This window comes from Sphingobium sp. CFD-1, from assembly GCF_024611115.1.
GTDB lineage: Bacteria > Pseudomonadota > Alphaproteobacteria > Sphingomonadales > Sphingomonadaceae > Sphingobium > Sphingobium baderi_A.
Window position 1 is genome coordinate 374,362 of record NZ_CP084398.1, and the last position, 13,635, is coordinate 387,996.

Sequence of the window (13,635 nt, forward strand, 5' to 3'; positions counted from 1 at the left end):
CAGGACGAACGGCGCGCTGCCGTTCCGCCCCCCCGAACCGGTACACGGCGCAACACTGCAAAAGTGCGGTATTTCCCGTCAATGCTTACCAGGTTTGCCGGACGCGCCCGGCGCGGCCGGGTTTATCAATTCCGCGCCCGCCGGAAGGCCCGTGCCACCCATGTTGAGGCGCAGGGCCTGTTCGCGGGCCACGCGGAGGGGGTTATCCCGTTCCTTGATCTCAGCTCTGGTTTCCGCATCCATCTCTGCATTGGCATCGGGCGTTTCCGCGCCGCGCGTCCAGCCCAGGACGATCGACATGCGCCGGTTGCGCGGGTCATAGGCATCGTCCTTCACGAAGGGTTCGCGGTCGGCCACGCCTTCGATCCGGGCGAAGCGGGCATTGCCGATTCCTTCGTCCGACAGCGCCTTGCGTGTTGCTTCGGCGCGGGCGGAGGACAGCATCCAGTTGTTCATCGTCCGCCCTGCCGCATAGGGCAGGCCGTCGGTATGGCCGCGCACGATCAGCGGATTGGGCATGGTTTCGAGCACGTTGGCGACTTCACCCACCAGCGCGCGCGCCTGCGGCAGTAGTCGGTCGGTGCCCATCGAGAACATGGCGAAATCCGCTTCGTCGATCAGGTCGATGCGAAGCCCTTCGCGCGTTTCGGTGAAGCGCACATTCTTGCGGAGATTCTGCATGCCCCGGCGCGTCATGCGTGCTTCAAGGTCTTTCTTGATCGATTCGAACTTGGCGCGGTCGGCCGCCCGCAACCCCTTGCCGCCCTGATCCGCCGTTCCGCTCGCATCGCGAGGGATGGTCATAGACATGGTGCCCTGACCGCCGGTGGTCGGGTAATTTTCCTTCCCCTTGATGCTGTCGCCGCCGAGCAGGCCATTCGCGCCCGCCGATGCCATCTTCATTTCGATAAGGGTCGGAGTGAAATAGTCGGCCAGCGCCTTGCGCTGTTTTTCGGTGGTCGCGCCGAGCAGCCACATCAGTAGGAAGAACGCCATCATTGCCGTCACGAAGTCGGCATAGGCGACCTTCCATGCGCCGCCATGATGGCCACCATGTCCTTCGACGATGATCTTCTTGACGATGATCGGTCTTGGTTCAGGCTCGTTCGCGCCGCGCTTCTTTTCGGCCATGACTTATTTGCCCCGCATGCCGTCGAACACTTCGGCGAAGGCTGGCTGGTTCGCATGAGTGAGGCTGGAGCGCGCCGCTTCGATGACGAGCGGCTGGGGATGGCCGTGGAGCGAGGCGATGATGATCTGCTTCACGACATGATACATGGAGCCGTCCGCCTCGATCACGCTGCGGCAGCGGTTGGCGAAGGGATTGACCATGCCATAGGCGAGCAAGACGCCCAGGAAGGTGCCCACCAGCGCCGAACCGATCATCGCGCCAAGGATGGCGGGCGGCTGGTCGATAGCGCCCATGGTCTTGACCACGCCGAGGACCGCCGCGACGATGCCCAGAGCAGGCAGGGCGTCGGCCAGGCCCTGAAGATTGTCGGCGGGTTTCAGTGCCTCATGATGATGGGTCTTGAGCGCATTATCCATAACCTCCTCGACCGCATGGGGATCGAGCGTGCCGGACGACACGACAACCAGCCGCAGCGTGTCGCTGATAAGGTGGATCAGCGTCTTGTCGCCCATCAGGCGCGGATATTCGGTGAAGATGGTGGAACTGCCCGGATCTTCGATATGCGGTTCCAGCGCCACCGGCCCTTCGACGCGGAGGGTCTTCATCAGGCGGCTGACGAGGAAGATGCAGTCTAGGAAATCCTGCTTCTTGTATTTGGGGCCTTTGAATACCTTCCCAACGCCGCCGCCCAGCGCCTTGAGGTCCGCGCCGCTATTACCGATGATAAGCGCGCCGACGGCTGCGCCGCCGATGATCAGCATTTCGTGAGGAAGGGCGTGCAGAACCGGGCCGATGTCGCCGCCGGTGAAGATGAACCCACCAAACACCATGACGAGCAGGACGACGAGGCCGATAATAGCGAACATGAAAATCCCCGAAAATTTTGCCCGAAGGGGCCAACCCCGTCAGCATCCCGTGCAATGCCGTTTCATTGGTTAATACGGTTTGGTTAGCGTTCGGTTTAGGAGCGCGCGCCCTTTTTTCCGATCAGCCGATAAGGTCGAACAGCGTCTGCTTGTTGATGCGCGCGAATGCGGACTGGGCGGCGTTGAGCTGAAGCAGCTTGGCCTGAACCGAAGATATGACCTGCGCGAGATCGGTCGATTCCAGTGTGGAGCGGCGTTCGGTCAGGTCCAGATCAACATCGGTCAGCCGCGCACCGACCACGTCGAGGCGATCGGATCTGACGCCCTGTTTCGCCAGCTCGACGATGATATGGCTCTGGCCCGCCTGGATGCTTTCCAGCGCCGTTCCGATGTCGCTGTCACTGCCGCTTGAAACGGCCGTGATGCTCTGATTCAATATGTCGTCGATCGACATTGCCGTGCCGTCCACGTCGATCCCTTCCGAAACCTGCTGGCGTGTCCCGACCACTGCCAGGTTGAGGCCTCGACTGACCGGCACCAGAACGCTTTGTCCGTCATCGAACACCGACACGCCTTGATAATCCTTCTGGTTCAGCAATTCGCCCACGGTGGTGCGGATGGTCTTGAGTTCCTCGACGATGGCGCCACGGCTCGTGTCGTTGAGCGAACCATTGCGGGCCGAGATCACGAGATCCTGCGCCCGCACCAGCAGGTTGTTGATTTCGTCCAGATTGGATTCGGCATTGGAGGCGCGGGTCGTGCCATAGCTGACATTGGCTTGCCAGGCCGCCTGCTGCGCCTGTGCGCGGCCGATGTCCGAAACCTGCACCCATGCAAGGGCATTGTCGGACGGCCTGGTCAGCGTCACGCCGGAGGAAATGGCGGTCTGGCCCGCGATGATGCTTTGCGACAGCTGCTGCTGACGGCGGATTTCGGCGGTAAGGGTCTTGTTGGTGATGCCAACCATCGGTCAGGCCTTTCCCGTTCAGATAAGTTGCAGGATGGAGTCGACGGTTTCCTTGGCGACCTGCAATATCTTCGCGCAGCCCGAAAAGGCCTGCTGAAGGCGCAGCAGATCGGCCGCTTCCATATCGAGGTCCACGCCGCTCACCGCTTCGCGCGCGGCGACGGCCTGATCGGCGCGGCCCTGCGCGGTGGTCTGCTCCGCCTTGGTAGCGGTCAGCAGATTGGCATGGGTCGCGATCAACGCGGTCCAGTTCTGCTCCACGCTGCCATTGCCGCGCAGAGCCGATTGCACGGTCAGCAGATTGCCGTTGAGCGTACCGTCGGTCGACCGTGTTGCCAGAGCCGCCGGATCAGTGATGAGGGCCGCCATATTGGCCGCGCCACCGCCATAGGACAGGAGCGCGCCGCCCGCTGCAAGCGCGTCGGTCTGGCCCTGCGCGTGCCAGGCGTTCATGTCGGTCACGAACTGCTGGGCGAGAGTGTCGAGACTTGCGCGCCGGTCGGTGACGGTCTGCGCGGCGGAGAACAGGCCGCCCAACGTTCCGTTAGCGGGCGCGGCGAGCGCGGTGCCGCCGCTGGTCGCGAAGGAGAGCGTGCCATTGGGGTTAGCGCTGACCGCCACCTTCGTCGCGGCATCGCCCTGCACGAGCGTTTGCCCGTTGAAGCTGATCTGCACCGAATCATGCGCGCCGAAGCTGATGTCGACGTTCAGGTTTTCCGAAAGCTGCTGCAACGCCGCGTCCCGGCTGTCGAGCAACTGGGCATAAGCAGAGGTGCCGGGTTGCGCCCGCAGCAGACTGCCGTTGATATTGGCGAGCTGGTCGAGGGCGATGTTGATGTTCGCCACCGACGCCTGGGCTTCGGTGGCGATACCGCTGGACGCGTTGCCGAGGTCGGCGGCGGTCTGGCGAAAGGCTTCGGCCACGCGGCTGATGCTGTCCAGCGTCGTTACGCGCAGCGATGTGTCGCTGGGGCTGGCGGCCAGCTTGTCCATATTCTGGAACATGCCGGTCATCAGCTTGCCGATGCCGGTGTCGGTATCGTTGAGCGCGGTTTCGGTATCGGTCAGCCAGCGCATCCGCGCGGTCGAACTGCCCAGCGCCATGCCGGTCAGGCGCACCGCGGTGTCCAGATAGGGATCGGTGGCGCGATTGACGCCGGCGATCTGCGTGCCGCCGAAATTGGCCCTTGAAATGTACAAGGCCATGGTGGCGGTCGAAGCGCCGGATTCAATAGTCGTCACCGAGCGGCGCGAATAGCCGTCGGTGTTGGCGTTGGCGATATTTTCCGACACGGCCCCCATCGCGGCGCGATAGGCCCGCGTGCCAGACGCGCCGATGACGAAGAGGTCGCTCATGGGCTCTTATCCTGTGTGGGAGTGGCGGGCGGCTGCGCCTTGCCGCCGAACTGGCTCAGCAGCAGCTCGGCAATGCCAAGGCTGCCCTTTTGCGCCATGCTGTCGGCGGTACGGGCGTCGGCCATGTCGCGGAACTGTTCCGACGCGCTGGTGTCGAGCAGGCTATCCCCCATGCTGGAGGAGCGCATCGCGCCAATCATCTGGCGCAGGAAGATCGCCTCGAACTGCTGCGCCGCCTTTTGCAGCGCGGTTTTGTCCGCGTTCCCGCCATTGGAGGCGGAGGTTCCTGTAACGGTCGAAATCTGCATCACAACACCACCAGATCAGCTTTCATGGCGCCCGCCTGTTTCAAGGCTTCGAGGATCGCGACCATGTCGGCGGGAGAAGCCCCGATGGCGTTGACCGCCTTCACTATATCGGCCAGAGACGCGCCACCTTTAAAATTGACCATCGGTTTTTTCTGTTCGTCGATCTGGATCGAACTGGATTGCTCCACCGCAGTCTGCCCGCGCGAAAAGGGGGCGGGTTGGACGACACGGGGCGCTTCGTTGACGGAGACGGTCAGTTTTCCGTGCGCCACGGCGGCGGGATGGATCTTGACCGCGCCGTTGATGACCACGGTGCCGGTGCGGGCGTTGACGATGACGCGGGCGGGCGCGTCGGCGGGCGAGACTTCGATATTCTCGATCATGCCCATCATCATGATGCGGTCTTCCGCGCCGGGCGCGGCGCTGATGGCGACCGAGACGGCGTCCATGGCGCGGGCGCGCTGGTCGCCGAAGGTGCGGTTGATGCCGTCCGCCACGCGCAGCGCTGTGGTGAGGTCGGCTTCCGCCAGATTGAAGGTGAGCGTGGGCGCGGTGTCGAAGCCGGTCGCGACCGCGCGCTCGACGGTCGCGCCGCTCGGGATGCGCCCGGCGGAGGGGACGTTGACCGACACCTGGCTGCCGTCCGCGCCGGAAACGCCGAGGCCGCCGACGGCGAGGTTGCCTTGCGCCATGGCGTAGATTTCATTGTCCGCGCCGCGCAGGGGCGTCATGATGAGCGTGCCGCCGCGCAGCGACTTGGCCTTGCCGAGCGCGGAGACGGTGACGTCGAGGCGCTGGCCGGGCTTGGCGAAGGCAGGGAGGTCGGCGGTGACGAGCACGGCCGCCGCGTTCTTGAGCGCCGGGTTGACGCCCTGCGGCAGTGTGAGGCCGAAGCGCGAGACGACGCCCTTCATGCCCTGCGTCGCATAGTCGAGGCTGTCGTCGCCGGTGCCCGCGAGGCCCACCACGATGCCGTAGCCGGTGAGCTGGTTAGGGCGCACGCCCTGGAAGGTGCCGAGGTCCTTGATCCGTTCCGCATGGGCGGGGACGGCGAGCAAAGTCATGAATGAGATGGCGAAGAGAACGATTGTTCGCAGCGGCTGTAGGAGATTGGACATGTTGGAAATCTCCATCAGAAGGGGCTGATCATCGAGAAGAAGCGTTGCAGCCAGCCCTGACGGCTGGCGCGGGCGATTTCGCCCTTGCCGGTATAGATGATCTTCGCGTCGGCCACGCGGGTGGAGGCGATGCGGTTGTCCGGGCTGATGTCCGCCTGACGGACAAGGCCGCTGATCTGGATGAATTCGTCGCCGCGATTGAGGGTCAGGGCCTTTTCGCCCTTCACCAGCATCGTGCCGTTGGGATAGACCGCCGCGATGGTCACGGTGATCTCGCCATTGAGGGCATTGGACTGGGTCGCGTTGCCCTTGCCGGTGAAGCCGCTCTGGCCGCCCATGGCGACGTCGCTGGCGGAGAAGAGCTTGGAGAGCACGCCGGTGGTGGGCGGGGTCAGGCCGATATTGCCGTTGCGGCTGGTGTCGGCGCTGTTGCTCTTGGTCGCCTGCGTGCGTTCGACCAGGACGATGGTGATGATGTCGCCCACGCTGGTCGCGCGCGCCCCGCTGGTGAGCGGCGTGTAGCCCATCGACGCCTGAAAGATCGAGCCGTTGGCGGCGGGCGCGGCGGGCTGCGCCACGACCGTGGGGGCGTAATATTGCCGTTCCTCCTCGCGCTGCTTCTTGCCCGCGATGGCGGGGGAAGCGATCAGCGACAGGGCGGCGATGGAGGCGGAAAGGGCGCGCATCAACCGGCTCACAACTGCTGGTTTACATATTGGAGCATCTCGTCGGTCGCCTTGATCATCTTGGAATTGACCTCATAGGCGCGCTGGGTTTCGATCATGTCGACCAGCTCCTCGACCACATTGACGTTCGAGGTTTCGAGATTGCCGGAGCGGATCGCGCCGCGCCCATCCAGGCCCGCGACGCCGACCTGCGGCGTGCCGCTGGCCGCGGTTTCGAGCAGCATGTTGCCGCCGATCGGCTGGAGGCCGGACGCGTTCATGAAATTGGCGAGTTCGATCTGGCCGAGCTGGGTCGCTTCCGTCTGGCCCTGCAAGGTCGCGGAGACGGTGCCGTCATTGCCGATGGTGAGGCCGGTCGTGCCTTCGGGCACGGTGATCTGCGGGATCAGCGGCAGGCCGTCGCTGGTGACGACGACGCCTTCGGCCGTGGTCGTGAAATTGCCCGCGCGGGTATAGGCGATGGAGCCGTCGGGCCGCTGGACCTGAAAGAAGCCCGCGCCCTCGATCGCCATGTCGAGCGCGTTGCCGGTTTCCTGCAACGTGCCCTGGGTGTTGATCTTGCTGGTCCCCTGCATCGAGACGCCGGAGCCGAGATTGAGGCCGGTCGCGAACTTGTTTTCCGTGTCGGAGTTCGCGCCCGCCGCCACCATTTGCTGATAGGCGAGGGTTTCGAAATCGGCGCGGTCGCGCTTGAAGCCGGTCGTGTTGACGTTCGCCAGGTTGTTGGCGATCACGCGCATCTTCGTGTTCTGCGCGTCAAGGCCGGTGCGGGCGACATGAAGGGCTGCGTTGGTCATCGTCTCTTGTCTCCGTGGAGCCGTATCGGCTCAGTCCTGCCTGTTGAAAAGCAAGGTTCGTGCCAAATTAACCATCAAGGCGCATGAGCGATGCGCCGCCATCATCGAGCTGTTTCGCGGTGTCGATCATCTTGACCTGCGTTTCCCACGCCCGGCTCGCCTCGATCATCTGGACGAGGGCCGCTGTCGCATTGACGTTGGAGCCTTCGACCGATCCGGCGGTGACGGTGGCGAGCGGATCCTGCGGCAACGCGCCGCCATTCGTCTCGCGGAACAGGCCGTCCGTGCCCTTGGCGATGGAGGAGCCGGTGGCGTTGACGAGTTTCAGGCCATCGACGCGCTGCGGGTTGGCGGCGTCGCCCCCCTGCGGCACGCCCCAGATGCTGCCGTCCTGCGCGATGGAGAGGCTGTCCATCTGCGGCAGGGTGATGGGACCGCCTTCGCCCAGCACGGGCAGGCCGTCGCCGGTGGTCAGCAGGCCGCTGTCGGTGAGTTTAAGGTCGCCCCGGCGCGTATAGGCTTCGCTGCCGTCCGCGGCCTGAACGGCGAGCAAGGCGTCGCCGTTCATCGCCACGTCCAGCGGATTGCCGGTCGCGGTGACTGCCCCCTGCGCCATGTCGGCGGCGATCACCTGTTCGGACGCCTGCGCCCGCGTGTCGAAGGTATCGCCCTTGATCCAGCGCGTCTCGGCATTGGCGATCTCCGCGCGGAAGCCAACGGTGTTGACGTTCGCGAGATTGTTGGAAATCGCCGCCTGCCGCGCCATCGCGCCGCGCATTGCGGTGAGTGCCGTGTTGACGAGCCGGTCCATGGGTTTGTCCTGTTTCCTGTCTTGTCCGACCCGTTCGCTCTGTTTGAACGAGCCGCTTGTCTCGTCCAAAATGTCGAAGGCTCTGCTGAGGCGAAGCCGAAGCACTTCGCTTCGCTCAGCGGAAGGCTTCGACTTCGCTCAGCCCGAACGGGAAAGAGCTTTAATTTCCGGCTGGTTTATGACCGCATGTTGACGATGGTGGTGGACAGCGTGTTCGCCGCCTCGATCGCCTTGGCGTTCGCCTGGAAGTTGCGCTGGGCGGAGATCAGGCTGACCAGTTCCTCCGTGATGTCCACGTTGGAGCGTTCCAGCGTGCCGGACTGGATCGATCCGAAAAGGCCGCTATTGGCGGTGCCGAACATCGGGTCGCCGCTGGCCGCGGTCGAATACCAGTGCGCGTCGCCGCGCTGGCGCAGGCCGTCCTGGCTGTTGAAGGCGGCCATGGCGGCCGTGCCCAGATGGACGGTGGTGCCATCGGCATAGACGCCGGTGATGTCGCCATTTTCCGCCACGCCGACGCTGGAAAGCTGGTTGCCGGTGCCGCCGTCGGGCCAGTTGGTCGGAACCTTGAGATCGACGAGGTCGCCGGTGCCCAGCGTGCCGGTCGCGGTGGGCGCGCCGGTCACGGGATCGACCGGGATCACCTGAAGCCGCGCGCCGGTGGTGTCGACGACATAACGGTCGTTCGTCACCGAAAAAGCGCCGTTGCGGGTGTAGCTGACCTGATCGTCGGCGGTGCGCTTGACGGTGAAGAAGCCTTCGCCAGTGATGGCGAGGTCCAGCGTCTTGTCGGTGCCCTGCGTCGTGCCCTGCGTGAACTGCTGGGTGATGCTCTGGACGCGGACGCCCTGGCCGGACACCTGCGTCGTGGTCTGCATCGGCGCGGCGGCGAAGATGTCGCCGAAATTGGCCTGGCTGCGCTTGAACGCGGTGGAGTTCACGTTGGCGACGTTGTTGGAGATGGTCGCAAGGTCGGTCTGGGCCGCCTTGAGGCCGGAAAGCGAGATGTAGAAGGACATGGCGTTGCTCCCTGGGTGAAAAGGATGAGGTTAAGCGAGACTGATGGCGTCGGCGGGGCTGTAGGTGCCCAGCGCGGTGATGAGTTTGGACGCGCTGCCGTCGGCGGGCGACTGGACGGCGGCGATGGCGGCCCAGCTTGCGACCCGATTGGGGTTCGCGCCGTTGACCTTGATCTGGAGCGGGCCGTCGGCGATGGTTTCGCCCGCCTCATCCTTGCCGTCCCAATAGAAATTGACGTCGCCCTTGGACTGGGCGCCCAGGTCGATGGTTTTGACCGTGTTGCCGTTGCCGTCGACCAGATCGACCGAGACGTTTTCGGCGTCGCTGCCAAGCGTGAGCTGGCCGATATACTGGCCCGCGGCGTCGGGGGCGGCGATATTGCTTTCGACCAGCATCGACTTGCCGATCCAGCTTGCCGCGTCGCCCAGGCGCGAGCCGGTAAGCTGCGAGGCGAGGCTTTTCATCGTCGCGTTCATTTCCGCGATGCCGCTGGAGTTGGTGATCGTCGCCATCTGGGCAACCATCTGGGCATTGTCCATCGGCTCGAACGGGTCCTGCGTCTGCATCTGGGCGGTGAGCAGGCGCAGGAAATCCGCCTGCCCCATTTCCGACTTGCCGGTCGCCTTGACGGTGGAAGGGCTATAGGCGGGAATGCCCGCGCTGTCGGTTACGTTCGAGGTCGTGCTCATTTGCCGATCCTTATGGTTTCCATCATCAGCGATTTGGCGGTGTTCAGCACCTGCACGTTGTTCTGGTACATGCGGGCGGTCTCGATCATGTCGACCAGCTCCGCATTGCTATCCACGGCCGCTTCCCAGACATCGCCATTGGCGTCGGCCAGCGGGTGATTGGGATCGTGGCGCTTGGTGGGCTGGGCGTTGGTGGTGACGACCTGCTCCACCTTCACGGTCGACACGCCGGGGCTGTCGGTGACGGAGCGGAAAACCGGCTTGATCGCGCGATAGGCGTCCGCCGCGCTGCCCGACACATTGCCCGCATTGGCCATGTTGGACGCGGTGGTGTTGAGGCGGACGAGCTGCGCGCTCATGGCGCGGCCGGCGATGTCGAAGACGTTCATGGGACCGGAGCCGCTCATGCTCATTCTCCCTTCAGGGCGCGGGTGATGGTGTTGATGCGGCCCTCCAGGAAGGAGAGGGTCGTGCGATATTTGACGGCGTTCTCCGCGAACAGCGTCTGTTCGGTGCTGAGTTCCACCGTGTTGCCGTCGAGGCTGGGTTGCAGGGGCACGCGGTAGCCCATGGAATCGTCGGCCGCTTTCGATACGTCGGCGGCGGATTTGGCCGCCTGCGTGGTCGCTTCCTTGAGCGCGGCGTCGAAGTCGATGTCGCGCGCCTTGTAGCCCGGCGTCGAGGCGTTGGCGATGTTGGACGCGAGCAGGGACAGGCGCTGCGAGCGAAGCGCCAGCGCCTTTCCATGTATCCCGAACAAACCGTCTTCCAGCGACATTTTCGTCTTCCGTCCCTTTTTGCCCCGATGGGCCTAAAACTTCGGTTCGCCGCGCCGTTCTGAAGCCTGATGGCGTGCAGTGCGGGCGATCCAGCCTGATATTCGCAAGAGCCGTGCCAATTTGCGTGGGTGACGCATCGGCAAAGGCGAAAGTGGCGGAAATCCGGGGGATTGCCTCAAGCAGGCGGCAAGGGCGGCAATTTTTTGCCGGGCGGCGGCAAGGCTTTGCCGGGCCTGGATGGAGCGGCGAGTCATGGTGGGAATATTGGGGCATCTGTTCGATCCGCTGACCTTGACGGCGATGGTCGCGGGCATCGGGCTGGTGGCGCTGTTGCAGAATGGCGGGGCGCATTTCGCGCGCGCCTTCGCGGCGCTGAGGCCGCTCGTCACGGCCCGCCCCGCGCGGGATCGCGATGCGGCGCGGGCGGCGATGCTCAGGATCGACCAGGTGGCGCAGTTGCGCGGGCTTTCCTGCACGGACCGGGTCAAGACCGCCGATCCCTTCCTGGGGGAGGCCGCGCGCCGCCTCGCCAATTGCGAGAAGGTGGAGCAGTTCGAGCTGTGGGCCGCGCAGGCGCTGGCGGATCGCGGGCAAAGGCACGCGGCGGTCCGCAATGTGTGGCTGTCGGTCGCCGACGCCGCGCCCGCGCTGGGCATGGCGGGGACGATCATCGGCCTTGTCGGCATGTTCGCGGCGATGGACGATCCCGCCAGGCTGGGGCCGTCCATGGCGCTCGCGCTGCTGACGACGCTCTATGGCGTGGTGATCGCGAATATCGTCGCCGCGCCGATTGCCGCGCGGCTGGCGGACCTGTCCGAGCGGGAACTGGCCTGGCAGCAGGAAGCCGTGGCGCGGATGCTGGCCATTGCGCGGCGCGAAAATGCGCCGGTGCGGCGCGCTTCGATCCGTGAGGTCGCATGAGCGCGCCTCCTGCTCCAGCCATGGTTCGGCGGAACCGATGGGCCGTCAGCTTTGCCGATCTTCTCCTGCTGTTGCTGGCCTTCTTCGTGCTGTTGCAGGCGAGCGGGCAGCGGCGCGACGTCATGCTGGCGGGCCTGAGCCAGCAATTTGGCGGGCGGCCGATGCGGCAGGGGATCGAACTGCGCGCGGCGGAGCTGTTCGTGCCGGGCGAGGCGCTGCTGACTGGTGCGGGCAAGGCGCGGTTGACGGCCATTGCCCGCGAATTTTCGCGCGAAAGCGGCGGGATCGAGGTCCGCAGCCATGGCACGGACCCGGCGCGGCAGCGGTTCGACGACTGGGATCTGGCGGCGGCGCGGCTGGGCGCGGTGGCGCGGGCCTTGCGGGCCGAAGGGATTGCGGGCAGCCGTCTGGCGATCCGCGGGCTGGATCAGGCCGAAGGGAAGGCGGGGCAGGGACAGGTCATCCGCATCGCGCCTGATGTTAAATGAGGCGCCAGGGAAATCATGCTCCTGCGAAGGCAGGAGCCTAGGGCGCTTGGACAAATTCCGTGTATCGGGGAACGGCTAAAATGGGTGGGAGGCGGACTGTCTGCTATTCCCATCTCCGTTCGCCCTGAGCGAAGTCGAAGCCTGTCCTGAGCGACGCCGCAGGCGGTGTCGAAGGGGGCAAGGCTGACCGTAGGGAGGCCACTTCGCTTCGCTCAGTGGAAGGCCCTTCGACGCCGCCTGGATGTGGGTTGTTCGCCATTGGCCGTTTTCAGCCCATCCGATTTTGTCCACGCCGCTTGGGCCCGTGCTGTGATCTGGGCTCCTGCCTTTGCAGGAGCGCGGGATCGTTGCGTTCTGTTTCGGAAAACTGGCACGAAAATTGCTGAAATACACGAAAGACATCCGCATTCGGAGACTGATCGTGTTGAAACTGTCCACATTCTGCCTTGCCGCCTTCGTCATGATGAGCGCCGGACCGGCGCTGGCGCAGCAGAAATTCGAGAATCTGGATCGGATCGACAGTCTGGTGGCGATGACCGTGGGCGCCAATCTGGGCGAGCCGGGCGGACCCGCCGCGCCGGTCGACCGGCGGCTGAAACTGGCGGCCTGTCCCACCACGCCCAATGTCGAGGGGCCGGTTTTCGGCGCCGCGATGGTGAAGTGCGATGCGCTGGGCTGGCGTATCCGGGTGCCTTTGGTCCCCGGCGGCGCGGCGGCGGCGTCCGGGCCGGTGGCGCGCTATGGCATGGCGAGCAGGCCGGCGCCGAAGGAAAACGCGGTCAAGCGCGGCGACCCCGTGCAATTGATGGCGGGCAACGCGGTGTTCAGCGTATCGCGCATGATGATCGCGGACGAAGATGGCGCGGTCGGAGAGACGATCCGCGTGCGTGAGGACAGGAAATCGTCGCCCATTTTGGCGCAGGTCATGGAAATGGGAATTGTGCGCGTTCCGGGATTTAATGATTTTTGAACTTGTCCGTTATAGACGGTAGGGACGAGTGAAGGATTGAACCCATGATCAAGTCAGTTGGCCAGAGCCTGAGCGCCGCAGTCGAGGCTTCCCGCATCCGGGATGGCGGCAAGGTGCGCGCATCCTCCGTGGGCACGGCTGGCGCGCCCGCTTCATCGGCGGCTTCGGCAAGCCCGGCGGCCCGCATGGCGGCGCAAGGCGCGCCGGTCGACATGGATCGCGTCGCGGCGATCAAGGCGGCCATCGCATCGGGCAATTATCCCGTCGATCCGGCGGCGATTGCCGACCGGATGCTGGCGCTCGACCTGCCGGTCGCGGGTTAGTTCATGCCGCTCGGCCTTGCCGCCCTCGATCATCTGCGGACCGCCTGCGAGGATTTGCGTGCGGTGCTCGACGGATATGATGCCGCCGCGATCGACGCGGCGAGCGCGAAGGTCGGGCAGGCGGCGGCGTCGGTGCGCGCCATCGGGGCGTGGCGTTCCGAACCGGATGTGACGGAACGGCTGAAGGCCATCGCGACTCTGCTGGAAATGGCGCGGGTGCGGACGCGGGTGCTGTCCGATCGCACGAATCAGAAGCTGAATGTCCTGGCGGTCCGTGGCGCGGAAAATGCGCCGCTGGTCTACGGGCGTTAGATTTTTCTTCCTCGCAATGATGGGAAAGGGCGCCTTTGGGCGCTTTTTTTGTGGCTGATGGGTTTCGGGCGTGAGCGGACATAGCCCAACGG

18 protein-coding genes are annotated in these 13,635 nt (G+C 64.8%); 5 read left to right on the forward strand and 13 right to left on the reverse strand.

Going from position 1 to position 13,635, the window contains the following annotated elements:
• Window positions 1-78 precede the first annotated feature (78 nt).
• The 13 genes from LDB26_RS01860 to flgB form a co-directional block, all read right to left on the reverse strand.
• A complete protein-coding gene (locus LDB26_RS01860) occupies window positions 79-1,131 on the reverse strand; it encodes a flagellar motor protein MotB (protein WP_062063369.1) in 1,053 nt (350 codons plus the stop codon).
• Window positions 1,132-1,134: 3 nt separating this feature from the next.
• Window positions 1,135-1,998, reverse strand: a complete 864-nt coding sequence (motA, locus tag LDB26_RS01865; RefSeq protein ID WP_062063371.1) for a flagellar motor stator protein MotA — start codon at window positions 1,996-1,998, stop codon at window positions 1,135-1,137.
• 121 nt (window positions 1,999-2,119) lie between these two features.
• Window positions 2,120-2,965: a flagellin gene (locus LDB26_RS01870; protein WP_257540056.1), complete on the reverse strand. Its 846-nt coding sequence runs from the start codon at window positions 2,963-2,965 to the stop codon at window positions 2,120-2,122.
• Window positions 2,966-2,983: 18 nt separating this feature from the next.
• On the reverse strand, window positions 2,984-4,321 hold the full coding sequence (gene flgK / locus LDB26_RS01875; protein ID WP_257540058.1) for a flagellar hook-associated protein FlgK: 1,338 nt from the start codon (window positions 4,319-4,321) through the stop codon (window positions 2,984-2,986).
• A complete protein-coding gene (locus tag LDB26_RS01880) occupies window positions 4,318-4,629 on the reverse strand; it encodes a rod-binding protein (protein ID WP_062063377.1) in 312 nt (103 codons plus the stop codon). Before LDB26_RS01880 ends, flgK begins: the two co-directional genes overlap by 4 nt.
• The gene (locus LDB26_RS01885; protein WP_051187122.1) at window positions 4,629-5,747 is read right to left on the reverse strand and encodes a flagellar basal body P-ring protein FlgI; all 1,119 of its coding nucleotides are present in this window, start codon (window positions 5,745-5,747) and stop codon (window positions 4,629-4,631) included. The genes LDB26_RS01880 and LDB26_RS01885 overlap by 1 nt, the downstream gene beginning before the upstream one ends.
• A gap of 14 nt (window positions 5,748-5,761) precedes the next feature.
• Window positions 5,762-6,433: a flagellar basal body L-ring protein FlgH gene (locus tag LDB26_RS01890; RefSeq protein ID WP_021244559.1), complete on the reverse strand. Its 672-nt coding sequence runs from the start codon at window positions 6,431-6,433 to the stop codon at window positions 5,762-5,764.
• Window positions 6,434-6,441: 8 nt separating this feature from the next.
• Window positions 6,442-7,230, reverse strand: coding sequence for a flagellar basal-body rod protein FlgG (gene flgG / locus LDB26_RS01895; RefSeq protein ID WP_021244560.1), 789 nt, complete (start codon window positions 7,228-7,230; stop codon window positions 6,442-6,444).
• A 67-nt stretch (window positions 7,231-7,297) separates the two neighbouring features.
• The gene (locus LDB26_RS01900; protein WP_021244561.1) at window positions 7,298-8,041 is read right to left on the reverse strand and encodes a flagellar basal body rod protein FlgF; all 744 of its coding nucleotides are present in this window, start codon (window positions 8,039-8,041) and stop codon (window positions 7,298-7,300) included.
• 176 nt (window positions 8,042-8,217) lie between these two features.
• Complete coding sequence (locus LDB26_RS01905; protein WP_021244562.1) at window positions 8,218-9,060, reverse strand: flagellar hook-basal body complex protein; 843 nt, start codon at window positions 9,058-9,060, stop codon at window positions 8,218-8,220.
• A 30-nt stretch (window positions 9,061-9,090) separates the two neighbouring features.
• Window positions 9,091-9,750 carry a flagellar hook assembly protein FlgD gene (locus LDB26_RS01910; protein ID WP_257540060.1) on the reverse strand — a complete coding sequence of 220 codons (660 nt, stop codon included), beginning with the start codon at window positions 9,748-9,750 and terminating at the stop codon, window positions 9,091-9,093.
• Window positions 9,747-10,157 (reverse strand): flagellar basal body rod protein FlgC, encoded by a 411-nt coding sequence (gene flgC, locus LDB26_RS01915; protein WP_021244564.1) that lies wholly within the window; start codon window positions 10,155-10,157, stop codon window positions 9,747-9,749. Before flgC ends, LDB26_RS01910 begins: the two co-directional genes overlap by 4 nt.
• A 2-nt stretch (window positions 10,158-10,159) precedes the next feature.
• Entirely contained in the window at window positions 10,160-10,528 is a 369-nt protein-coding gene (gene flgB, locus LDB26_RS01920; protein WP_257540062.1) for a flagellar basal body rod protein FlgB, read from the reverse strand.
• A 253-nt stretch (window positions 10,529-10,781) separates the two neighbouring features.
• Here flgB and LDB26_RS01925 point away from each other — a divergent pair, with 253 nt between their 5' ends.
• From LDB26_RS01925 to LDB26_RS01945, 5 genes are all read left to right on the forward strand, one after another.
• Complete coding sequence (locus tag LDB26_RS01925) at window positions 10,782-11,450, forward strand: MotA/TolQ/ExbB proton channel family protein (RefSeq protein ID WP_257540064.1); 669 nt, start codon at window positions 10,782-10,784, stop codon at window positions 11,448-11,450.
• Window positions 11,447-11,938 (forward strand): flagellar motor protein MotB, encoded by a 492-nt coding sequence (locus LDB26_RS01930; protein WP_062063380.1) that lies wholly within the window; start codon window positions 11,447-11,449, stop codon window positions 11,936-11,938. Before LDB26_RS01925 ends, LDB26_RS01930 begins: the two co-directional genes overlap by 4 nt.
• 463 nt (window positions 11,939-12,401) lie before the next feature.
• Window positions 12,402-12,908: a flagella basal body P-ring formation protein FlgA gene (locus LDB26_RS01935; RefSeq protein WP_257542226.1), complete on the forward strand. Its 507-nt coding sequence runs from the start codon at window positions 12,402-12,404 to the stop codon at window positions 12,906-12,908.
• A gap of 44 nt (window positions 12,909-12,952) precedes the next feature.
• Complete coding sequence (flgM, locus tag LDB26_RS01940) at window positions 12,953-13,231, forward strand: flagellar biosynthesis anti-sigma factor FlgM (RefSeq protein WP_021244569.1); 279 nt, start codon at window positions 12,953-12,955, stop codon at window positions 13,229-13,231.
• 3 nt (window positions 13,232-13,234) lie between these two features.
• Window positions 13,235-13,543: a hypothetical protein gene (locus LDB26_RS01945; RefSeq protein WP_062063381.1), complete on the forward strand. Its 309-nt coding sequence runs from the start codon at window positions 13,235-13,237 to the stop codon at window positions 13,541-13,543.
• Window positions 13,544-13,635: the final 92 nt, after the last annotated feature.

Coding starts and splice junctions, on each gene's coding strand:
- LDB26_RS01860 (WP_062063369.1), bottom strand. CDS start 1,131: ATGGCCGAAAAGAAGCGCGGCGCGAACGAGCCTGAACCAAGACCGATC.
- motA (WP_062063371.1), bottom strand. CDS start 1,998: ATGTTCGCTATTATCGGCCTCGTCGTCCTGCTCGTCATGGTGTTTGGT.
- LDB26_RS01870 (WP_257540056.1), bottom strand. CDS start 2,965: ATGGTTGGCATCACCAACAAGACCCTTACCGCCGAAATCCGCCGTCAG.
- flgK (WP_257540058.1), bottom strand. CDS start 4,321: ATGAGCGACCTCTTCGTCATCGGCGCGTCTGGCACGCGGGCCTATCGC.
- LDB26_RS01880 (WP_062063377.1), bottom strand. CDS start 4,629: ATGCAGATTTCGACCGTTACAGGAACCTCCGCCTCCAATGGCGGGAAC.
- LDB26_RS01885 (WP_051187122.1), bottom strand. CDS start 5,747: ATGTCCAATCTCCTACAGCCGCTGCGAACAATCGTTCTCTTCGCCATC.
- LDB26_RS01890 (WP_021244559.1), bottom strand. CDS start 6,433: ATGCGCGCCCTTTCCGCCTCCATCGCCGCCCTGTCGCTGATCGCTTCC.
- flgG (WP_021244560.1), bottom strand. CDS start 7,230: ATGACCAACGCAGCCCTTCATGTCGCCCGCACCGGCCTTGACGCGCAG.
- LDB26_RS01900 (WP_021244561.1), bottom strand. CDS start 8,041: ATGGACCGGCTCGTCAACACGGCACTCACCGCAATGCGCGGCGCGATG.
- LDB26_RS01905 (WP_021244562.1), bottom strand. CDS start 9,060: ATGTCCTTCTACATCTCGCTTTCCGGCCTCAAGGCGGCCCAGACCGAC.
- LDB26_RS01910 (WP_257540060.1), bottom strand. CDS start 9,750: ATGAGCACGACCTCGAACGTAACCGACAGCGCGGGCATTCCCGCCTAT.
- flgC (WP_021244564.1), bottom strand. CDS start 10,157: ATGAGCGGCTCCGGTCCCATGAACGTCTTCGACATCGCCGGCCGCGCC.
- flgB (WP_257540062.1), bottom strand. CDS start 10,528: ATGTCGCTGGAAGACGGTTTGTTCGGGATACATGGAAAGGCGCTGGCG.
- LDB26_RS01925 (WP_257540064.1), top strand. CDS start 10,782: ATGGTGGGAATATTGGGGCATCTGTTCGATCCGCTGACCTTGACGGCG.
- LDB26_RS01930 (WP_062063380.1), top strand. CDS start 11,447: ATGAGCGCGCCTCCTGCTCCAGCCATGGTTCGGCGGAACCGATGGGCC.
- LDB26_RS01935 (WP_257542226.1), top strand. CDS start 12,402: ATGAGCGCCGGACCGGCGCTGGCGCAGCAGAAATTCGAGAATCTGGAT.
- flgM (WP_021244569.1), top strand. CDS start 12,953: ATGATCAAGTCAGTTGGCCAGAGCCTGAGCGCCGCAGTCGAGGCTTCC.
- LDB26_RS01945 (WP_062063381.1), top strand. CDS start 13,235: ATGCCGCTCGGCCTTGCCGCCCTCGATCATCTGCGGACCGCCTGCGAG.